Annotated in this window: 16 protein-coding genes and 1 pseudogene; 9 read left to right on the top strand and 8 right to left on the bottom strand. The window is 67.7% G+C overall.

Annotated features, from left to right (window positions below; translation table 11 throughout):
• Nucleotides 1-40: 40 nt before the first annotated feature.
• Entirely contained in the window at nt 41-3,103 is a 3,063-nt protein-coding gene (locus ACZK45_RS02160) for a bifunctional diguanylate cyclase/phosphodiesterase (protein WP_180837597.1), read from the top strand.
• A gap of 95 nt (nt 3,104-3,198) precedes the next feature.
• Here the strand turns inward: ACZK45_RS02160 and ACZK45_RS02165 are convergent, their stop codons facing one another.
• On the bottom strand, nt 3,199-4,080 hold the full coding sequence (locus ACZK45_RS02165; RefSeq protein WP_125892436.1) for a LysR family transcriptional regulator: 882 nt from the start codon (nt 4,078-4,080) through the stop codon (nt 3,199-3,201).
• A 96-nt stretch (nt 4,081-4,176) separates the two neighbouring features.
• On the opposite strand from ACZK45_RS02165, the gene ACZK45_RS02170 reads away from it, so the two are divergent.
• The 3 genes from ACZK45_RS02170 to ACZK45_RS02180 all read left to right on the top strand — a co-directional run bounded on the left by ACZK45_RS02170 (nt 4,177) and on the right by ACZK45_RS02180 (nt 7,174).
• Nucleotides 4,177-4,587, top strand: coding sequence for a DoxX family protein (locus tag ACZK45_RS02170; RefSeq protein ID WP_293796137.1), 411 nt, complete (start codon nt 4,177-4,179; stop codon nt 4,585-4,587).
• A 31-nt stretch (nt 4,588-4,618) separates the two neighbouring features.
• A complete protein-coding gene (locus ACZK45_RS02175) occupies nt 4,619-5,407 on the top strand; it encodes a dioxygenase family protein (RefSeq protein ID WP_201118080.1) in 789 nt (262 codons plus the stop codon).
• 117 nt (nt 5,408-5,524) lie between these two features.
• Nucleotides 5,525-7,174 (top strand): Na+/H+ antiporter, encoded by a 1,650-nt coding sequence (locus tag ACZK45_RS02180; protein ID WP_032128751.1) that lies wholly within the window; start codon nt 5,525-5,527, stop codon nt 7,172-7,174.
• A 101-nt stretch (nt 7,175-7,275) separates the two neighbouring features.
• Here ACZK45_RS02180 and ACZK45_RS02185 read toward each other — a convergent pair whose 3' ends face one another.
• On the bottom strand, nt 7,276-7,524 hold the full coding sequence (locus ACZK45_RS02185) for a DUF3297 family protein (protein WP_012509930.1): 249 nt from the start codon (nt 7,522-7,524) through the stop codon (nt 7,276-7,278).
• Nucleotides 7,525-7,614: 90 nt separating this feature from the next.
• Here ACZK45_RS02185 and ACZK45_RS02190 point away from each other — a divergent pair, with 90 nt between their 5' ends.
• On the top strand, nt 7,615-8,157 hold the full coding sequence (locus ACZK45_RS02190; protein ID WP_049398337.1) for a DUF6630 family protein: 543 nt from the start codon (nt 7,615-7,617) through the stop codon (nt 8,155-8,157).
• 38 nt (nt 8,158-8,195) lie between these two features.
• Here ACZK45_RS02190 and ACZK45_RS02195 read toward each other — a convergent pair whose 3' ends face one another.
• From ACZK45_RS02195 to msrB, 5 genes are all read right to left on the bottom strand, one after another.
• Nucleotides 8,196-8,471, bottom strand: coding sequence for a DUF4031 domain-containing protein (locus ACZK45_RS02195; RefSeq protein ID WP_049398338.1), 276 nt, complete (start codon nt 8,469-8,471; stop codon nt 8,196-8,198).
• 13 nt (nt 8,472-8,484) lie between these two features.
• Nucleotides 8,485-8,982: a hypothetical protein gene (locus tag ACZK45_RS02200; protein ID WP_032128748.1), complete on the bottom strand. Its 498-nt coding sequence runs from the start codon at nt 8,980-8,982 to the stop codon at nt 8,485-8,487.
• A gap of 128 nt (nt 8,983-9,110) precedes the next feature.
• Nucleotides 9,111-10,049: a flagellar motor protein MotB gene (gene motB / locus ACZK45_RS02205; protein ID WP_049398339.1), complete on the bottom strand. Its 939-nt coding sequence runs from the start codon at nt 10,047-10,049 to the stop codon at nt 9,111-9,113.
• Between the two features lie 3 nt (nt 10,050-10,052).
• Nucleotides 10,053-10,907: a flagellar motor stator protein MotA gene (motA, locus tag ACZK45_RS02210; RefSeq protein ID WP_032128746.1), complete on the bottom strand. Its 855-nt coding sequence runs from the start codon at nt 10,905-10,907 to the stop codon at nt 10,053-10,055.
• A gap of 91 nt (nt 10,908-10,998) precedes the next feature.
• A complete protein-coding gene (msrB, locus tag ACZK45_RS02215; RefSeq protein ID WP_005415117.1) occupies nt 10,999-11,466 on the bottom strand; it encodes a peptide-methionine (R)-S-oxide reductase MsrB in 468 nt (155 codons plus the stop codon).
• A gap of 140 nt (nt 11,467-11,606) precedes the next feature.
• On the opposite strand from msrB, the pseudogene ACZK45_RS02220 reads away from it, so the two are divergent.
• Together ACZK45_RS02220 and ACZK45_RS02225 are read left to right on the top strand one after the other, a co-directional pair.
• Nucleotides 11,607-11,985, top strand: a pseudogene (locus ACZK45_RS02220) (classical arabinogalactan protein 4).
• A gap of 144 nt (nt 11,986-12,129) precedes the next feature.
• Nucleotides 12,130-12,309 (top strand): lana protein, encoded by a 180-nt coding sequence (locus tag ACZK45_RS02225; protein WP_253143386.1) that lies wholly within the window; start codon nt 12,130-12,132, stop codon nt 12,307-12,309.
• Between the two features lie 56 nt (nt 12,310-12,365).
• Here the strand turns inward: ACZK45_RS02225 and ACZK45_RS02230 are convergent, their stop codons facing one another.
• The gene (locus tag ACZK45_RS02230; RefSeq protein WP_005407919.1) at nt 12,366-12,845 is read right to left on the bottom strand and encodes a winged helix-turn-helix transcriptional regulator; all 480 of its coding nucleotides are present in this window, start codon (nt 12,843-12,845) and stop codon (nt 12,366-12,368) included.
• A 149-nt stretch (nt 12,846-12,994) separates the two neighbouring features.
• Here ACZK45_RS02230 and ACZK45_RS02235 point away from each other — a divergent pair, with 149 nt between their 5' ends.
• Both ACZK45_RS02235 and alr read left to right on the top strand, forming a co-directional pair.
• Nucleotides 12,995-14,299 (top strand): D-amino acid dehydrogenase, encoded by a 1,305-nt coding sequence (locus ACZK45_RS02235; RefSeq protein ID WP_032128742.1) that lies wholly within the window; start codon nt 12,995-12,997, stop codon nt 14,297-14,299.
• Entirely contained in the window at nt 14,278-15,348 is a 1,071-nt protein-coding gene (gene alr, locus ACZK45_RS02240; protein WP_253143387.1) for an alanine racemase, read from the top strand. The genes ACZK45_RS02235 and alr overlap by 22 nt, the downstream gene beginning before the upstream one ends.
• The last annotated feature ends 194 nt before the right edge of the window (nt 15,349-15,542 follow it).

Genomic DNA, 15,542 nt, shown 5'->3' on the forward strand with positions numbered 1-15,542 from the left:
GCTGGCCTCAGGAGCCCTGCGCGGACACGGGGAGGTGGCCATGCAGGGGCGGGTCAGGCGTCAAGAATGGCGTCCGCCGGCCGTTGAGGTCGGGGATGTGGAGGATTCGTTCGCGCATGAAGCCAGCCGACTGCACAAGGAAGACCAACCGATGCCCGCGCTGAAACGGGCGTTGGCCCGGCCGCTGCGCGCCATTACCTGGGGCGGGGTGTTGCTGGGCATTCTGCTGGTGGCCGGGTTGACCACCATGTTGGCCAACGACCATCACCGCCGGCTGGAGGCCGCACAGCGCCAGAGCCGTGCACTGGCGGTGGGCAGCGAGCGCCTGCTGGCGCTGGAGCTGCGCAACCTGGAGCGGGCGATGTCCGGCATCGCCGCCGATGCCGTTGAAGTGTTCCGCAGCGTGCCCGCGCAGGCGCCGGCGCTGCTTGATGCCTCCATCGGCGGCGTGCTGCGCCGGCATGCCGAGCTGCACAGCATCGTGGTGCTGGACAGCTATGGCCGCGCCCTGACGGCCGGCAAAGGTGACCTGAACCTGCCGCTGTGGACCGATCCGCAACGCCGTGGCCAGGGCAGCGCGCTGTACATCGGCCCGCCGCAGCGTGCCAGCGACGACGGCTGGGTGGTGCCGCTGGCGCTGCCGATGGCCGGCGACCGCTGGCTGCTGGCACGGCTGCGCTGCGGCGAACTGCAGCGCATCATCGGTGGCCTCGATGTCGGTCCGAACGGACTGGTCTCGATCAGCGATGCCGAAGGTTACATGCTGGCCCGCGTGCCGGACCCGCATGGTACGGTCGGCCGTCGCTACGACCTGCCGCGCCGCGATCTGCTCGGCAAGCAGGCGGTGGTCGAGCTGGGCAGCCTGCCGGGCGCGGTGGATGGCGTGCCCCGCATCATCACCATCAGCACGCTGGAGCGCAGCCCGCTGGCGGTGCAGGTCGGGTTGGCCGATGAGGACGTGCTGGCACCCTGGTGGCCCTACCTGCAGGCGTCAGTAGCGATCGTGCTGGCCTACGTCGGGGTGCTGCTGGTCCTGCTGTACGCGGTGCGCCGCAGCACCCGCCGCCAGCAGTCGATGGCGGAGGAACTGAAGACCGGGCATGCCGAACTGCGCCTGGCCCACCAGGTCGGGCGCGTCTGCACCTGGTACGTGGACGAGGATGCCGCACTGTTGCGCTGGTCACCGCTGGCGCGTGAAATCTTCGGCGTGCAGACCGATGCGCTGCCGGTGGCCGATTTCTTCGCGCGCGTGCATCGTGATGATGCGGCGCGCCTGCAGCAGGCCTTCGACCAGGCCTTCGCCGGTGGCGCGGTGCTCGACCAGGTGTTCCGCCTGGTACTGCCCGGAGGCGCAGTGCGCTGGGTGGGCGCACGCGGGCAGCGGGTGGAGGTGGCCGACAGCGAGCGCCGCATGATCGGTGCCCTGACCGACCTGAGCGAACGCTACCAGGCCCGCGAGCAGATGAGCGAAGTGGAACGCCGCTTCCGCCTGTTGTTCGACCGCAATCCAGCACCGTTCTGGGTGTTCGATCCGGATACGCTGCGCTTCATCGAGGTCAACGATGCCGCCGTGCGCCAGTACGGCTACAGCCGCGAGGAATTCCTGGCGATGAGCATCCTCGACATCCGCCCGCGCGAAGGCTGGGACGAGGTGAAGGGTGCGATCGCCAAGGCCCGTGTCGGCGAGCTGCAGGATGCCACCGTGCGCCTGCACCGGCGCAAGGACGGCAGTGTGTTCGAAGTGCGCGCACACCTGTCCAGGCTCGATTTCGATGGCCAGCCCGCCTGCCTGGTGCTGGCCGAGGATGTGAGCGAACGGCTGGCCTACGAGCGCGACCTGGCCTACCAGGCGCGGCACAACCCGGCCACCGGCCTGCTCAACGTGCGCGCGCTGACCGAACAGCTGGACGAGCACGATGCGGGCTACACCATTGCGTTCGTGCAGTTGCGCGGCCTGCAGCTGGTGGCCGACACGCTGGGCCGCGAGATCGGCGATGCGGTGCTGCAGTCGATGGCGACCCGGCTTGGTGGCCTGGGCGCGCGCTGCGGCACGCTGGCGTTCCAGCCGGCGGAGGACTTCGTGTTCGCCATCGGTGCCGAGCACGATACCCAGCGCGTGCTGGACGACCTGCTGCAGATCGTGTCGGCGCCGATGCGCGGCAAGGATTCGCTGCACCAGTTCGAGCCGCGCATCGGCGTGGCCGTGCACATTGCCGGCGACGGCCACAGCGCCGAGCAGGTGATCGGCATGGCCGCACAGGCCGCGCATGCCGCGCGCGCCGAAGGCAATGTGGTGGTCTGGTTCGACGCGGCGGTGACCACGCGGTTGGCCGATCGCCTGCGCCTGGCCGGACGCATCCACGCCGCCATCGACAACGAGTTCCAGCTGTATTTCCAGCCGATCCGGCACGCCAGCGATGGCAGTCCGGCCGCGCTGGAGGCCCTGCTGCGCTGGCCGCAGGCCGATGGCAGCTTCATCCCGCCGAACGAGTTCATCCAGCTGTGTGAGGACACCGGGCTGATCCTGGCACTGGGGCGCTGGGTGATCCGTGCGGCGGCGAAGGCGCAGCGCCGGCTGGTCGAGGCCGGTTGGGGCGAGCTGCCGATCGCGGTCAATGTATCGGCGGTGCAGTTCTTCAACAGCGATCTGGTGGCCGAGTTCACCCGCGCGCAGCAGGAGTTCGGCCTGGCCCGCGGCGCGCTGCACGTGGAGCTGACCGAGAGCAGCCTGATGCGCAAGCCGGCGCAGGCGATGCAGACCATGCAACGCCTGCACGAGCAGGGCATCAGCGTGTCGCTGGATGACTTCGGTACCGGCTATTCCAGCATGTCCTACCTGCAGCACCTGCCATTGGACATCCTGAAGATCGACCGCAGCTTCGTCGCCGACGTGGAAACCAATCCGCGCAATGCCTCGATCTGCCGCGCGCTGCTGTCGCTGGGCCACAGCATGGGCCTGACCATCATCGCCGAGGGCGTGGAAACGCCGGGGCAGCTGGACTGGCTGGCTGCGCACGGCTGCGACCAGGTGCAGGGTTACCTGCTGGGGCGGCCGGCGCCGCTGGAACGGATCATCGAGGCGCTGGATGAGGTTGCCGCCTAAGTGGTAGTGCCGGCCGCTGGCCGGCATTCGCCCAGGACCGGGATGTGTCTGATTGCCGGCCAGCGGCCGGCACTACCGGCAAGCGCCAGACTCGGCTACACCCCGGCCTCCACCAGGTGGTCGATGAAACTGCGCACCTTCGGTGCCAGATGGCTGCGGCTGGTATAGACCGCGAAGATGCCGATCGGCGAGGCCTCCCATTCGGGCAGGATGCGCACCAGGCGGCCATCGGCCAGCGCGTCTTCCAGCAGGAAATCCGGTTGCAGGATCACGCCCATGCCGGCGATTGCTGCTTCGCGCAGCACGTCGCCGTTGTTGGCGTGCAGCAGGCTGCTCACCGCCACCTTCACTTCGCCGCCGGGCCCCTGCAGCGGCCAGTTGTTGCCGGCGGCCCAGTAGCTGTAGCTCAGGCACGCGTGTGCCTGCAGGTCCTGCGGCGTCTGTGGGGTGCCGCGTGCGGCCAGGTAGGACGGCGCGGCGCACAGGCTCACCCGCGATTCGCCCAGACGTCGCGCGATCAACGTCGGCCCCGGCTCGCGGGTGATGCGGATGGCGACGTCGTAGCCTTCCTCGACCATGTCCACCAGCCGGTCGGACAGGGCCAGGTCCAGTTCCACCTGCGGGAAGCGTTCGCGGTAGCTGGCCAGCAGCGGGCCGAGGCGGGCGATGCCCCAACTGACCGGTGCGTTGATGCGCAGCGTGCCGGAGGGCTCCAGCGCCTGCGCGCCGATGCTGGCCTCCAGCGCGTCGAACTCGGCCAGCAGGCGCACGCACTGGGCGTAGTAGGCGGCACCGGTACTGGTCGGGCTGACCCGGCGCGTGGTGCGGTGGAGCAGGCGGGTGGACAGGCGCTTTTCCAGCGCGGCGACCTGGCGGGTGACGCCGGCAGTGGACATATCCAGGGCCTGGGCGGCGGCACTGAAGCCGTTGCGCTCGACCACCGCCACGAACACGCGCATCGCCTCGAGGGTGTCCATTGTTGCGCCTTTTGAAATAAATACGGTCAATCCATCGTATTTATTGGTCAACGAAGGCGCAATAACCTGTGCCCACTCCCTTCAAGGTGTTTCCCCATGCACACCACGACCGCTCCTGTTTCGCCGCTGGCCCCGTACGGCGCCACCCTGCTGCGCCTGGCCCTGGGCGTGCTGTTCCTGGTCCATGCGCTGATCAAGCTGCTGGTATTCACCCCGGCCGGCACGGCGGCGTTCTTCGAGTCGCTGGGCCTGCCCGGCGTGCTCGGCTACCTCACCATCGGCGTCGAGCTGGTGATCACCGTCGCGCTCCTGCTGGGCATCTACGCACGCTGGGTGAGCCTTGTCGGTGTGCCGCTGCTGCTGGGCACCATCGTCACCGTGCACGGCGCCAACGGCTTCGGTTTCGCCAATGCCGGCGGCGGCTGGGAATACCCGGCGTTCTGGGCACTGGCGCTGGTAGTGCTGTTCCTGGTCGGCGATGGCAAGTGGACCCTGCGTTCGCGCTGATCGCCGCCTGACCCTGCAACTGGAGAATTCCATGTCCCGCCTGCCTTCGCTGTACATCTCGCATGGTTCGCCGATGACCGCCCTGCATCCGGGCCAGGTTGGCGTGCGCCTGGCCGAGCTGGCGCGCGACCTGCCGACGCCGCGCGCCATCGTGATGGCCTCGGCGCACTGGCTGGGCCGGCAGCCGCTGGTCGGCGCGCATCCGCAGCCACCGACCATCCATGACTTCGGCGGCTTCCCGCGCGCGCTGTTTGAACTGCAGTACCCGGCGCCGGGCGATCCGGCGCTGGCCGAAGAGGTGGCCGGCCGCATCGCGGCCGCTGGCCTGCCGGTGGCACTCGACCCGCAGCGTGGCCTCGACCACGGTGCCTGGGTGCCGCTGCGGCTGTTGCGCCCGCAGGCCGACATCCCGGTGGTGCCGCTGTCGATCCAGCCACTGCTCGGGCCCGAGCACCAGTTCGCGCTGGGCCGTGCGCTGGCGCCGCTGCGCGAGCAGGGCGTGCTGCTGGTCGGCTCGGGCAGCATCACCCACAACCTGCACGACTGGGGGGACTACCAGGACGGCAAGGAAGCGCCGTACGTGCGGCCCTTCATCGAGTGGGTGGAGCAGCGTCTGGCCGCCAATGACCGCCAGGCCCTGTTGGATTACCGCAGGCAGGCGCCATTCGCCGAACGTGCGCACCCGACCGACGAGCACCTGCTGCCGCTGTTCTTCGCGATGGGCGCGGCCGGCGAGGGCGGCTTCGGTGCACGCCGCATCGACGCCGGTATCGATGCTGGCTTCCTCGCCATGGATCTGTACCGCTTCGACGGGGCATGAGCCGGGGCTGACGCGCGGCGGCCCCGGCCGTCGCGGTCATGGCCGCATGTGGTAGTTTTTTCCGGGTTTCCGGCGCTGGCTTGCGAGCCTCCCCGCGCGCCGCTTCCTGGAAGAAGCATGCATACCATTGAAGTCGTCCTGGCGATGCTGGTGGCCGTTGTCGCCAGCGGCTACCTGGTTCGTGTCCTGCCGTTCTCGTTGCCGCTGCCGCTGGTGCAGATCGGCCTGGGTGCGGTCATCGCCGGCGTGTTCAACCGCGGCCACGCGCTGGAGCCGGAGGTGTTCTTCCTGCTGTTCCTGCCGCCGCTGCTGTTCCTGGATGGCTGGCGTATTCCCAAGCAGGGCCTGTTCCGCGACAAGGGCGCGATCCTCGAGCTGGCGTTCGGCCTGGTGGTGTTCACCGTCATCGGCGCTGGCTTCCTCATCCACTGGCTGATTCCGGTGATGCCGCTGGCGGTGTGCTTCGCGCTGGCGGCCATCGTGTCGCCGACCGACCCGGTGGCGGTCGGGGCCATCGCTTCCAAGGCGCCGATTCCCAAGCGCCTGATGCACATCCTTGAGGGCGAGTCGCTGCTGAACGATGCCTCGGGCCTGGTCTGCTTCCGCTTCGCGGTGGCGGCAGTGATGACCGGCACCTTCTCGCTGGCCACGGCCTCGCTGACCTTCGTATGGGTGGCGGTGGCCGGCCTCGCCGTGGGCGTGGCGGTGACGCTGGGCGTGTCGACCTTCCAGCGCTGGCTGTGGCGCCGCTTCGGCGAAGAGCCGGGCGCGGCGATGCTGGTCAACCTGCTGATTCCGTTTGCAGCCTACCTGCTGGCCGAAGAGATCCATGCCTCGGGCATCCTCGCCGCGGTCGCTGCCGGTATCGCGATGAGCTATGTCGAGCTGACCGGCCGTGTCTCCGGCAGCATGCGCGTGCAGCGTGCCGGGGTCTGGAACATGCTGCAGTTCAGCTTCAACGGCATCATGTTCGTGCTGCTGGGCGAGCAGCTGCCGGGCATCGTCGAACGCGCCACCACCACCATGAACGAGACCGGCCACCAGAGTGCGTGGTGGCTGCTGGTATACGTGGTGGTGATCAATCTGGCACTGGTCGTGCTGCGCCTGCTGTGGGTGTGGCTGTCGCTGCGCTGGAACCTGCTGCGCGCGCGTCGTCGCGGCCTGGAGCGGGGCGAGGCACCGAACTGGCGCATCGTGGTGGCGACCTCGGTGGCCGGCGTGCGCGGTGCGATTACCCTGGCCGGCGTGTTGACCCTGCCGCTGTTCCTGCCCGACGGCAGTGCGTTCCCGGCGCGTGACCTGGTGATCTTCCTGGCCGCGTCGGTGATCCTGTTCTCGCTGCTGGGCGCCAGCATCGCACTGCCGCGGCTGTTGAAAGGCCTGCAGCTGCCGTCCGATTCGGGTGAGCGCAAGGAAGAGGATCTGGCGCGCCGGCTGTCGTCGAAGGCCGCACTGGCCGGGGTCGAGCGCATGCGCCAGCAGATGGTGATGAACCAGAACACCGAGAACGTGCAGCTGTACAACGACGCCGCCTCGCGGGTCAGCCTGCTGTACCAGCGCCACCTGGAGAAGGACAGCGACGGGCCCGACGTGGACCCGGAGAAGGTGCGGCGCATGGAACTGGGCTACCGCCAGCTGCGCAGCGCCGGCCTCAATGCCGAGCGCGAGGAACTGTTCCGGCTGACCCGGCGCGGGGTGATCTCCGACGAGATCTCACGGCGCCTGATCCGCAACCTGGACCTGCTGGAATCGCGCAAGCGCGAATGACGCCGAATGTAGAGTCGAGCCATGCTCGACTGCTCTTGCCCCAGGCGTCATGAACCCGGAACGGAAAGCAGTCGAGCATGGCTCGACTCTACACAAGCCGGTTATTCCGGCTTCGTTTCCAGGAAATACGCCTCGACCTTGCCCTTGACCTTGATCGTCATCGGGTTGCCGCGGCGGTCGCGGGCCTTGCCGGCCTGCACGCGGATCCAGCCTTCGCTGACCGAGTATTCCTCGACGTTGTCGCGCTCGACGTCGTTGAAACGCACGCCAACGCCGCGCTCCAGCGCCTGCGCATCATGGAAGGGGCTGGCCGGGTTGATCGCCAGGTGGTCGGGAGGGGTATCGCTCATCGCTTCATTCACAGTGACGGCCACCAAGGCCGGCTTCAGCGGCACAGGATAAACCGTAGAATGCCGGCCTGCCCCAGAGGAAGTTCCGCCATGCCCGACAACAGCGACTATTTCGACTTCGAGGAAGACATCCACGACTTCGACGAAGACGGCTTCGAGGCGCGGGTCTGGAACCTGCTGGTGCTGATCAACCCGGGCGACGAAGAGCTGGCCCTGCAGCAGTTCAACCGCTGGCGCGAGCACCTGTCCGAGGACGGGCAGCCGCTGGAAGCGGACAGCGACTGGCTGCCGGCGCTGTTCACGGCCATTGCCTGGCAGTCCGGTTTCGAGGTGGAACGAGATGACCTGGAATCGCTGCAGTCGGCGGTGAACGAGCTGTCGGCGCGCTTCAACCTGCAGCTGGACTGGGGCGGCGACCTGGATGACGAGGACTTCGCTGAAGACCTGGACGGCGTGCAGCTGATGTCCACCGCCTTCGACCGCCTGCGCGAGCACAATTACACGCTGTGGAGCGTGGATGCCGGCAGCGACGGCTTCACCGGCGTGATGGCGCTGACCCGCGACGACGACGCGATGCTGGCGCTGTGCTCGCTGCTGAACGTGGAAATCCGGCTGGGCAGCGACCCGTTCTGAGATTGATGGTAGCGCCGGGCCATGTCCGGCGCTCCCATCTACGGCCGGTACTGCGCCCTGGCGTTGGCGATCACCGCTTTGACCAGCGCGCGGTCGGTGTGCCTTGAGATCGCCTGCGCGCCGAGCGCGATCGCCTGCGTACGCAGCTCGGCGGTGACGTCGTAGTGGGCGCCGCTGGCCTTGTTCTGGAAGGCCCGCGGGGGAATGCCGAGCTGCGCCGCCATCGCGTGCAGCTCGGCCAGGGTGTCGGCCATCAGGTGCGCCCAGCGCTGTCCGCGCCAGGGATGCACCGCGTCATCGACGTAGACCGTCACCGCCGCGGCCGGTTCAGGCCTGCGGCTTGCTGTCGCTGTCAGCGGCCGGAGCGGCCGGAGCGGCCTCGGCAGCGGCTTCTTCGGCCACGTCGCCCTCGGCGGCTTCGCCTTCCTCGCCCTCAGCAGCGTCGACGCCTTCGAACTCGGCGACCAGCTTGTCCAGGTACTCGTCAGCGGTCTGCTCGGATTCGGCGGCCAGGGTGTCCAGCAGCTTCTGCAGCAGTTCGGAGTACTCCAGGTTGACCTTGCGGCCTTCCTTCTCCTGCACGTTGGCCAGGTGCTTGAGCATGGCCAGCATCGGTACCGGGTTCTCGGCATTGCCCATGGTCTGGCCGCCGATGGCCAGCAGCCACTCACGGCCCTGCAGGCCGATGGCCGCGACCACCTGGCCGTCTTCGTTGGTCAGCACGGCATGGTTCTGCACCTGCTGCTGCGCGTTCAGGCGGAGGAACGGGCGCTTGGCCTGCTGCTTCTTGCGCTTGTCGCGCTTGGCCTTGGAGTTCTGGGACATGGGGTGGAGTCACCTGGAAACGGAAAGACCGCCATTGTAGCGGGTGCGCCGGGTCATGCCCCTGGTGGGTGCGGACCTTGGTCCGCACGCTTTTCCCGGATGTGCGGACCAAGGTCCGCACCTACCGTTTACTTTGCCGGCCCCTGCGCGGCCTGCACGTCCGGGTCGGCGGCGGGGGCCGACAGCCCCACCTGCGGGCCGGCACCGGCCAGGGCGGCTGCTTCGGCGGCCTGGGTCATCACCACGATGCTGATGCGGCGGTTGATCGGGTTCTGCGGGTCGGCCTTGTCGAACAGCACCGACGAAGACAGGCCGACCACGCGGGTGATCTTGCTGTCCTCCAGGCCGCCGTCCACCAGTGCGCGCCGTGCGGCGTTGGCACGATCGGCGCTTAGTTCCCAGTTGCCGTAGCCGCGCGCGGCCGAATAGGCGGTGATGTCGGTGTGGCCGGTCAGGCTTATCCGGTTCGGCACGTGGTTCAGGTAATTGGCCAGCTCGTGCAGGATCTGCTGCGTGTACGGCTTCAGCGTGGCGCTGCCGAGGTCGAACATCGGCCGGTTCTGCTTGTCCACGATCTGGATGCGCAGGCCTTCCGGGGTCAGATCCAGCAGCAGCTGGTCCTTGAACGGCTCCAGTGCCTGGCTCTTGCTGATCGCTTCCTGCAGTTCCTTCATCAGCGCTTCCAGCTGCTGCTTGTCGCGCTGCTGCTGGTCCACCGGCTGCGGCACGGCTTCCTTCTGGTTCTGGAAGGGATCGTTGCTGCTGCCCCGCGAGATGTCGGTGGCACCACCGAGCTTGATCATCGAGGTGCTGGCGCCACCCGGGCCGGCCATGCCGGGCGCCGGCGTGGCGTTCTGCCCGCTCAGCGGGCTGGGGTTGCGGAAGTACTCGGAAATGGCCGCACGGTCGTTCTTGTTGGTGGTGGCCATCAGCCACAACACCAGGAAGAACGCCATCATCGCGGTCACGAAGTCGGCATAGGCCACCTTCCACGAACCGCCATGATGGGCGGCGTGGCCGGCCTTCTTGACCCGGCGGACGATGACGGTGGGCTTGGTCTCGGCCATGGCTTACTTGACCGTCTTCAGGTGCTGCTCGAAATCGGAGAAGGCCGGGCGCACGTTCGACGGCAGCGTCTTGCGGGCGAATTCCAGCGCGATCTTCGGGTTGTAGCCACGCAGGCAGGCCAGCAGCGCGGTCTTCACCGATTCGTAGATGCGGCTGTCCTGCTCGGCGCGCGCTTCCATGGCGGCTGCCATCGGGCCGACGAAGCCATAGCCCAGCAGGATGCCCAGGAAGGTACCGACCAGCGCGCCGGCCACATGGCCGCCGACCTCGACGATATCCCCGCCGATCGAACCCATGGTGATGACGATGCCGAGCACCGCCGCGACGATGCCGAAACCGGGCAGTCCGTCGGCGACCTTGGTCAGCACCTGCGACGGCGCCATGGCCTCGGCGTGGTGCTTTTCCAGCTCCAGTTCCAGCAGCGGCTCCAGCTCGTGTGGCTCGATGTTGCTGCCGATCATCAGGCGCAGGCAGTCGGTGATGAAGTCGATCAGGTGGTGGTCGGCCTGCACCTTGGGGTAGTTGCCGAACAGCGCGCTTTCGGCCGGGCGCTCGACGTGGTCTTCCAGCGCCATGAAGCCTTCGCGGCGGGCCTTGTTGAGCAGTTCGTAGAGCAGGCTGAGCACATCGATGTAGTCCTGCTGCTTGTAGCGCGGGCCCTTGAACACGCCGACCATGGCCTGCAGGGTCTGCTTGACCGTCTTGGCCGGGGTGCCGACCAGGAAGGCGCCGAGCGCGGCGCCGCCGATGATGACCAGCTCGTAGGGCTGCCAGAGGGCACCCAGGCGGCCGTGGGCGCCGAGATAGCCCCCGATCACGCTGACGATGACGACCAGGAATCCAACGATGATGAGCATGGGGCGACGCAAGGAGAGGGGATATCTCCTTGTCGGCCCGTCGCCCGGATTTCTGAAGAGGGAATTCTGTGAAATCGGTCAGCGGGGTGTTTCAGCCCGCCACGCCGCTTTCGGCGCCGCCACGCTGCAACGGGTCGGGCCAGGGCTCGCCATTACCGGTGAACGAAAGTGAGACGGAGTTCAGGCAGTGGCGCTCGTAGGTGGGCGGCGGGCCGTCCGGGAAAACGTGACCCAGGTGGCTGCCGCAGCGCGCGCAGGTGATCTCGGTGCGGACCATGCCGTGGCTGGTATCGCGGATCTCGCGCACGTGCGCCGGGTCGAACGGGGCGAAGAAGCTCGGCCAACCGGTGCCGGAATCGAACTTGGTGCTGGAGCGGAACAGCGGCAGCGCGCACAGCCGGCAGCAGTAAACGCCCTCGCGCTTGTTGTCGAGGAACACGCCGCAGAACGGCGCCTCGGTACCGTGCTGCAGCAGCACGCGGCGCTCTTCACTGCTGAGGCCAGCGATCAGTGCCTCGGTCTGGGTGGCGGTGGGGGGCGTCAGGTCGAAGGCAGTCATGGCGGCGCTCCGTGGGGTTGATGGCCTGGGGATGGCGGAAAACGTGGGGGTGCCGGCGCGCGCTTGCAAGTGTGATGGCCGTTCATGGCCGGCACACAGGTGCAGGCGCAAGGTAAATGTGATCCACGCCGGAGCGTGACATGAAACCGACCCTTTCCCTGCTGTTGATGGCCCTGTTGCCCCTGGTCGCGCAGGCCCAGGTACCGACGTCGTCGAGCCCGACCGCCACCCGCAGTGCCACCACCGTGGCACCGCAGCCGGTGATGCCGCCGCCGCAGGCCGCTCGCCCGCAGCCGCAGGTCCTGCCGTCGCCGCAGCCGGCGCAGCCGATCAGGTCCACCGGCCCCGCCCAGATCGCGCCCCCCCCGGCGCCGAAGCCGGCCGACAAGGTGTACGACCGCAATGGCCGCATCGTCCCCGGGGTGCGGCCGGCCGGTCCGAACCGCGTGTTCGATTCGCGTACCGGCCGCTATTACGACAGCGTGCTTACGTAGCGATGGCCAGCAGATCAAGCGCTGATCTCGGGTGCCAGCCAAGGTTGGCAGCTACCGCACGCTGTCCGGCCTGAACGCACGAAAACAACCTGCTGCAGATCACTGCTTTTTCGCCTGCGATTAACCGTTCCGGGACCAACGTGACCGTGCGCCGGCATTCCGCCGCCGCATGTCCTTCGTCCACTGGATCGCGATCATGAAAAACCAGCAGAACCGTCATCCCGGCAAGGAACCGCAGGGCCGCAACCTGCAGCAACAGCAGCAACAGCAACAGATGGACCCGCAGCAGCCGCACAAGGGCGGCAAGCAGCAGGAACAGCGCTCGCAGAAGCATCCGCAGCAGCGCTGACGGACCCGGGGGTCAGAGCCCGCTGCACGGGATCTGGCCCCACTACCGTTCCGGACTCAATCCGGAATCGGCAGGCTCAGCGTTTCCTTCACTTCTTCCATCACGATGTAGCTCTTCGACTCTCGTACATGCGGCAGTGTCAGCAAGGTGCTGCCGAGCAGCTTGCGGTAGGAGGCCATTTCGCTGATCCGCGCCTTCAGCAGGTAATCGAAGTCGCCCGAGACCAGATGGCACTCCAGCACGTTGGGCAGCTTCAGGGCGGCGCGCCGGAACTCCTCGAAGATGTCGCCGGACTTGTAGGCCAGGCTGATCTCCACGAACACCAGCAGGCTGGCTTTCACCGCCGCCGGGTCGAGGTGGGCGTGGTAACCGGTGATCACCCCTTCGCGCTCGAGCCGGCGCACGCGCTCGGTGCATGGGGTGGTGGACAGGCCGACCCGCTCGCCCAGTTCGGTGAAGGAGATACGGCCCTCGGCCTGCAGGATGCGCAGGATCTTGCGGTCGATCTTGTCCAGTTCGCGGGTACGGGTGGCCATGGCCGTCAACCTTGGGGAATGAATTGCAGGAGAACATCCTGCCGTTTGATTGCAAATCAGGCAAATCAACTGGGAATGGCTGTCTATACTTCCCCAATTATGGTCCCGGCACGCTCCAGTGCAGGGAATGATCGGGTTGGAGAAGTCCCATGCGAGTCCTAGTTCTCGGCAGCGGCGTGATCGGCACCACCAGTGCCTGGTACCTGCGACAGGCCGGGTTTGAAGTCACGGTCATCGACCGCCAACCCGGCCCGGCGCTGGAAACCAGCTTCGCCAATGCCGGCCAGCTGTCGTTCGGCTACACCTCGCCATGGGCCGCCCCGGGCGTGCCGAAGAAGGCCATCGGTTGGCTGTTCGAGAAGCATGCGCCGCTGGCGATCAAGCCGGGTATGGACCTGGCCCAGTACCGCTGGCTGTGGCAGATGCTGCGCAACTGCACCCACGAGCGCTACGCGATCAACAAGGCGCGCATGGTGCGCATGTCCGAGTACAGCCGCGACTGCCTGAACGAGCTGCGCGCGCAGATCGGCATCGAGTTCGAAGGCCGCGATCTGGGCACCACCCAGCTGTTCCGCACCCAGCAGCAGCTGGATGCCTCGGCGCAGGACATCGAGATCCTGGCCCAGTACGGCGTGCCGTACGAGGTACTGGACCGCGCCGGCATCATCCAGGCCGAACCGGCCCTGGCCCATGTCGACGGCCTGGTCGGCGCGCTGCGCCTGCCGCGTGACCAGACCGGCGACTGCCAGCTGTTCACCCGCCGCCTGGCGCAGATGTGCGTGGATGCCGGTGTCGAGTTCCGTTTCGACCAGGACATCACCGGCCTGGAGTTCGATGGCGACCGCATCACCGGCGTACGCATCGATGGCAAGCTGGAAACCGCCGACCGCTTCGTGGTCGCGCTCGGCAGCTATTCGCCGGCGCTGGTCGCATCGCTGGGCATGCGCCTGCCGGTGTATCCGCTGAAGGGCTACTCGCTGACGCTGCCGATCACCGACCCGGCGATGGCGCCGACCTCGACCATCCTCGATGAGAGCTACAAGGTGGCGGTGACCCGCTTCGACGACCGCATCCGCGTCGGTGGCATGGCCGAAGTGGCCGGCTTCGACCTGTCGCTGTCGCAGCGCCGTCGCGAGACCCTGGAGCTGGTGGTCAGCGATCTCTACCCGAAGGGCGGCGACCTGTCGCGCGCGCAGTTCTGGACCGGCCTGCGCCCGGCCACGCCGGACGGTACGCCGGTGATCGGCGCCACGCCATTCCGCAACCTGTACCTCAACACCGGCCACGGCACGCTGGGCTGGACCATGGCCTGCGGCTCGGGCCGCTACCTGGCCGACCTGATGAGCGCGCGCCAGCCGCAGATCAGCACCGAAGGCCTGGATATTTTCCGCTACGGCCAGTACGGTCACGCGCCGCAACAAGAGAACCGCACATGCGTCCTGCCCGCGCGCTGATCGATCTGGGCGCCCTGCGCAGCAACTACCGGCTCGCCCGTGAACTGGGCGGTGGCAAGGCCCTGGCGATCATCAAGGCCGATGCCTATGGCCACGGCGCAGTGCGCTGTGCGCAGGCACTGGAAGGCGAGGCCGATGGTTTCGGCGTGGCCACCATCGAAGAGGCGCTGGAACTGCGCCAGGCCGGCATCCGTGCGCCGATCCTGCTGCTGGAAGGCATCTTCGAGCCCAGCGACATGGCGCTGGTGGCCGAGCATGATTTCTGGTTCGCCGTCGGTTCGCCGTGGCAACTGGAAGCCGTCGCTGCCTTCGACAGTCCGCGTCCGTTGACGGTGTGGCTGAAGCTGGACAGCGGCATGCATCGCCTCGGCCTGGACGTGGACAGCTTCCGCGCGGCGCATGCACGCCTGTTGGCGCTGCCGCAGGTCGAACGCATCGTGCTGATGACCCACCTGGCACGCGCCGACGAGCTGGACAGCGAACGCACCCACGAGCAGGCCGCGACGTTCGCGCGGGCCATCGACGGCCTCGATGGCGAGACCAGTGTGTGCAACTCGCCGGCGCTGCTGGGCTGGCCGGATGTGCGCAGCGACTGGGTGCGCCCGGGCCTGATGCTGTACGGCGCCAACCCGCTGCCGGACAACACCGCGCTGACCGAGCGCCTGCGCCCGGTGATGACGATGCAGTCGAAGGTGATCGCCGAGCGCTGGATCGAGGCCGGTGAACCGGTGGGCTATGGCGCGCGCTTCGTGGCCAAGGCACGCACCCGCGTGGGCGTGGTCGCGCTCGGCTATGCCGACGGTTATCCGCAGTTCGCCCCGAATGGCACCCCGGTGCTGATCGATGGTCAGCCCGGTGCCCTGATCGGGCGCGTGTCGATGGACATGCTGACCGTGGACCTGACCGCGCACGCGCAGGCCGGCATCGGCAGCGTGGTGGAACTGTGGGGCAGTGCACCGACGCTGTCCGAACTGGCGCCGCGCTGCGGCGTGAGTGCGTACCAGCTGCCCTGCGCGGTCAAGCGCGTGGCGAAGGTCTATCAGGACTGACCGAACGCTGGCCGTGCACGGCTCTGGTAGCGGCCGACCTTGGTCGGCGCTGTGAATGCGTGTCGACCAAGGTCGACACCTACCGACGGGCCTAACACGCAGTGGCCGCCGGGCGCGGTTCTGGTAGCGGCCGACCTTGGTCGGCGCTTTGAATGCGTGTCGACCAAGGTCGACACCTACCGGTAGGTCTAACA

This window comes from Stenotrophomonas sp. 63632_Sma (assembly GCF_056482875.1).

What these genes read in the sequence shown, in the direction of transcription:
- ACZK45_RS02160 (WP_180837597.1), top strand. Translation starts at nt 41, where the DNA reads ATGCAGGGGCGGGTCAGGCGTCAAGAATGGCGTCCGCCGGCCGTTGAG.
- ACZK45_RS02165 (WP_125892436.1), bottom strand. Translation starts at nt 4,080, where the DNA reads ATGGACACCCTCGAGGCGATGCGCGTGTTCGTGGCGGTGGTCGAGCGC.
- ACZK45_RS02170 (WP_293796137.1), top strand. Translation starts at nt 4,177, where the DNA reads ATGCACACCACGACCGCTCCTGTTTCGCCGCTGGCCCCGTACGGCGCC.
- ACZK45_RS02175 (WP_201118080.1), top strand. Translation starts at nt 4,619, where the DNA reads ATGTCCCGCCTGCCTTCGCTGTACATCTCGCATGGTTCGCCGATGACC.
- ACZK45_RS02180 (WP_032128751.1), top strand. Translation starts at nt 5,525, where the DNA reads ATGCATACCATTGAAGTCGTCCTGGCGATGCTGGTGGCCGTTGTCGCC.
- ACZK45_RS02185 (WP_012509930.1), bottom strand. Translation starts at nt 7,524, where the DNA reads ATGAGCGATACCCCTCCCGACCACCTGGCGATCAACCCGGCCAGCCCC.
- ACZK45_RS02190 (WP_049398337.1), top strand. Translation starts at nt 7,615, where the DNA reads ATGCCCGACAACAGCGACTATTTCGACTTCGAGGAAGACATCCACGAC.
- ACZK45_RS02200 (WP_032128748.1), bottom strand. Translation starts at nt 8,982, where the DNA reads ATGTCCCAGAACTCCAAGGCCAAGCGCGACAAGCGCAAGAAGCAGCAG.
- motB (WP_049398339.1), bottom strand. Translation starts at nt 10,049, where the DNA reads ATGGCCGAGACCAAGCCCACCGTCATCGTCCGCCGGGTCAAGAAGGCC.
- motA (WP_032128746.1), bottom strand. Translation starts at nt 10,907, where the DNA reads ATGCTCATCATCGTTGGATTCCTGGTCGTCATCGTCAGCGTGATCGGG.
- msrB (WP_005415117.1), bottom strand. Translation starts at nt 11,466, where the DNA reads ATGACTGCCTTCGACCTGACGCCCCCCACCGCCACCCAGACCGAGGCA.
- ACZK45_RS02225 (WP_253143386.1), top strand. Translation starts at nt 12,130, where the DNA reads ATGTCCTTCGTCCACTGGATCGCGATCATGAAAAACCAGCAGAACCGT.
- ACZK45_RS02230 (WP_005407919.1), bottom strand. Translation starts at nt 12,845, where the DNA reads ATGGCCACCCGTACCCGCGAACTGGACAAGATCGACCGCAAGATCCTG.
- ACZK45_RS02235 (WP_032128742.1), top strand. Translation starts at nt 12,995, where the DNA reads ATGCGAGTCCTAGTTCTCGGCAGCGGCGTGATCGGCACCACCAGTGCC.
- alr (WP_253143387.1), top strand. Translation starts at nt 14,278, where the DNA reads ATGCGTCCTGCCCGCGCGCTGATCGATCTGGGCGCCCTGCGCAGCAAC.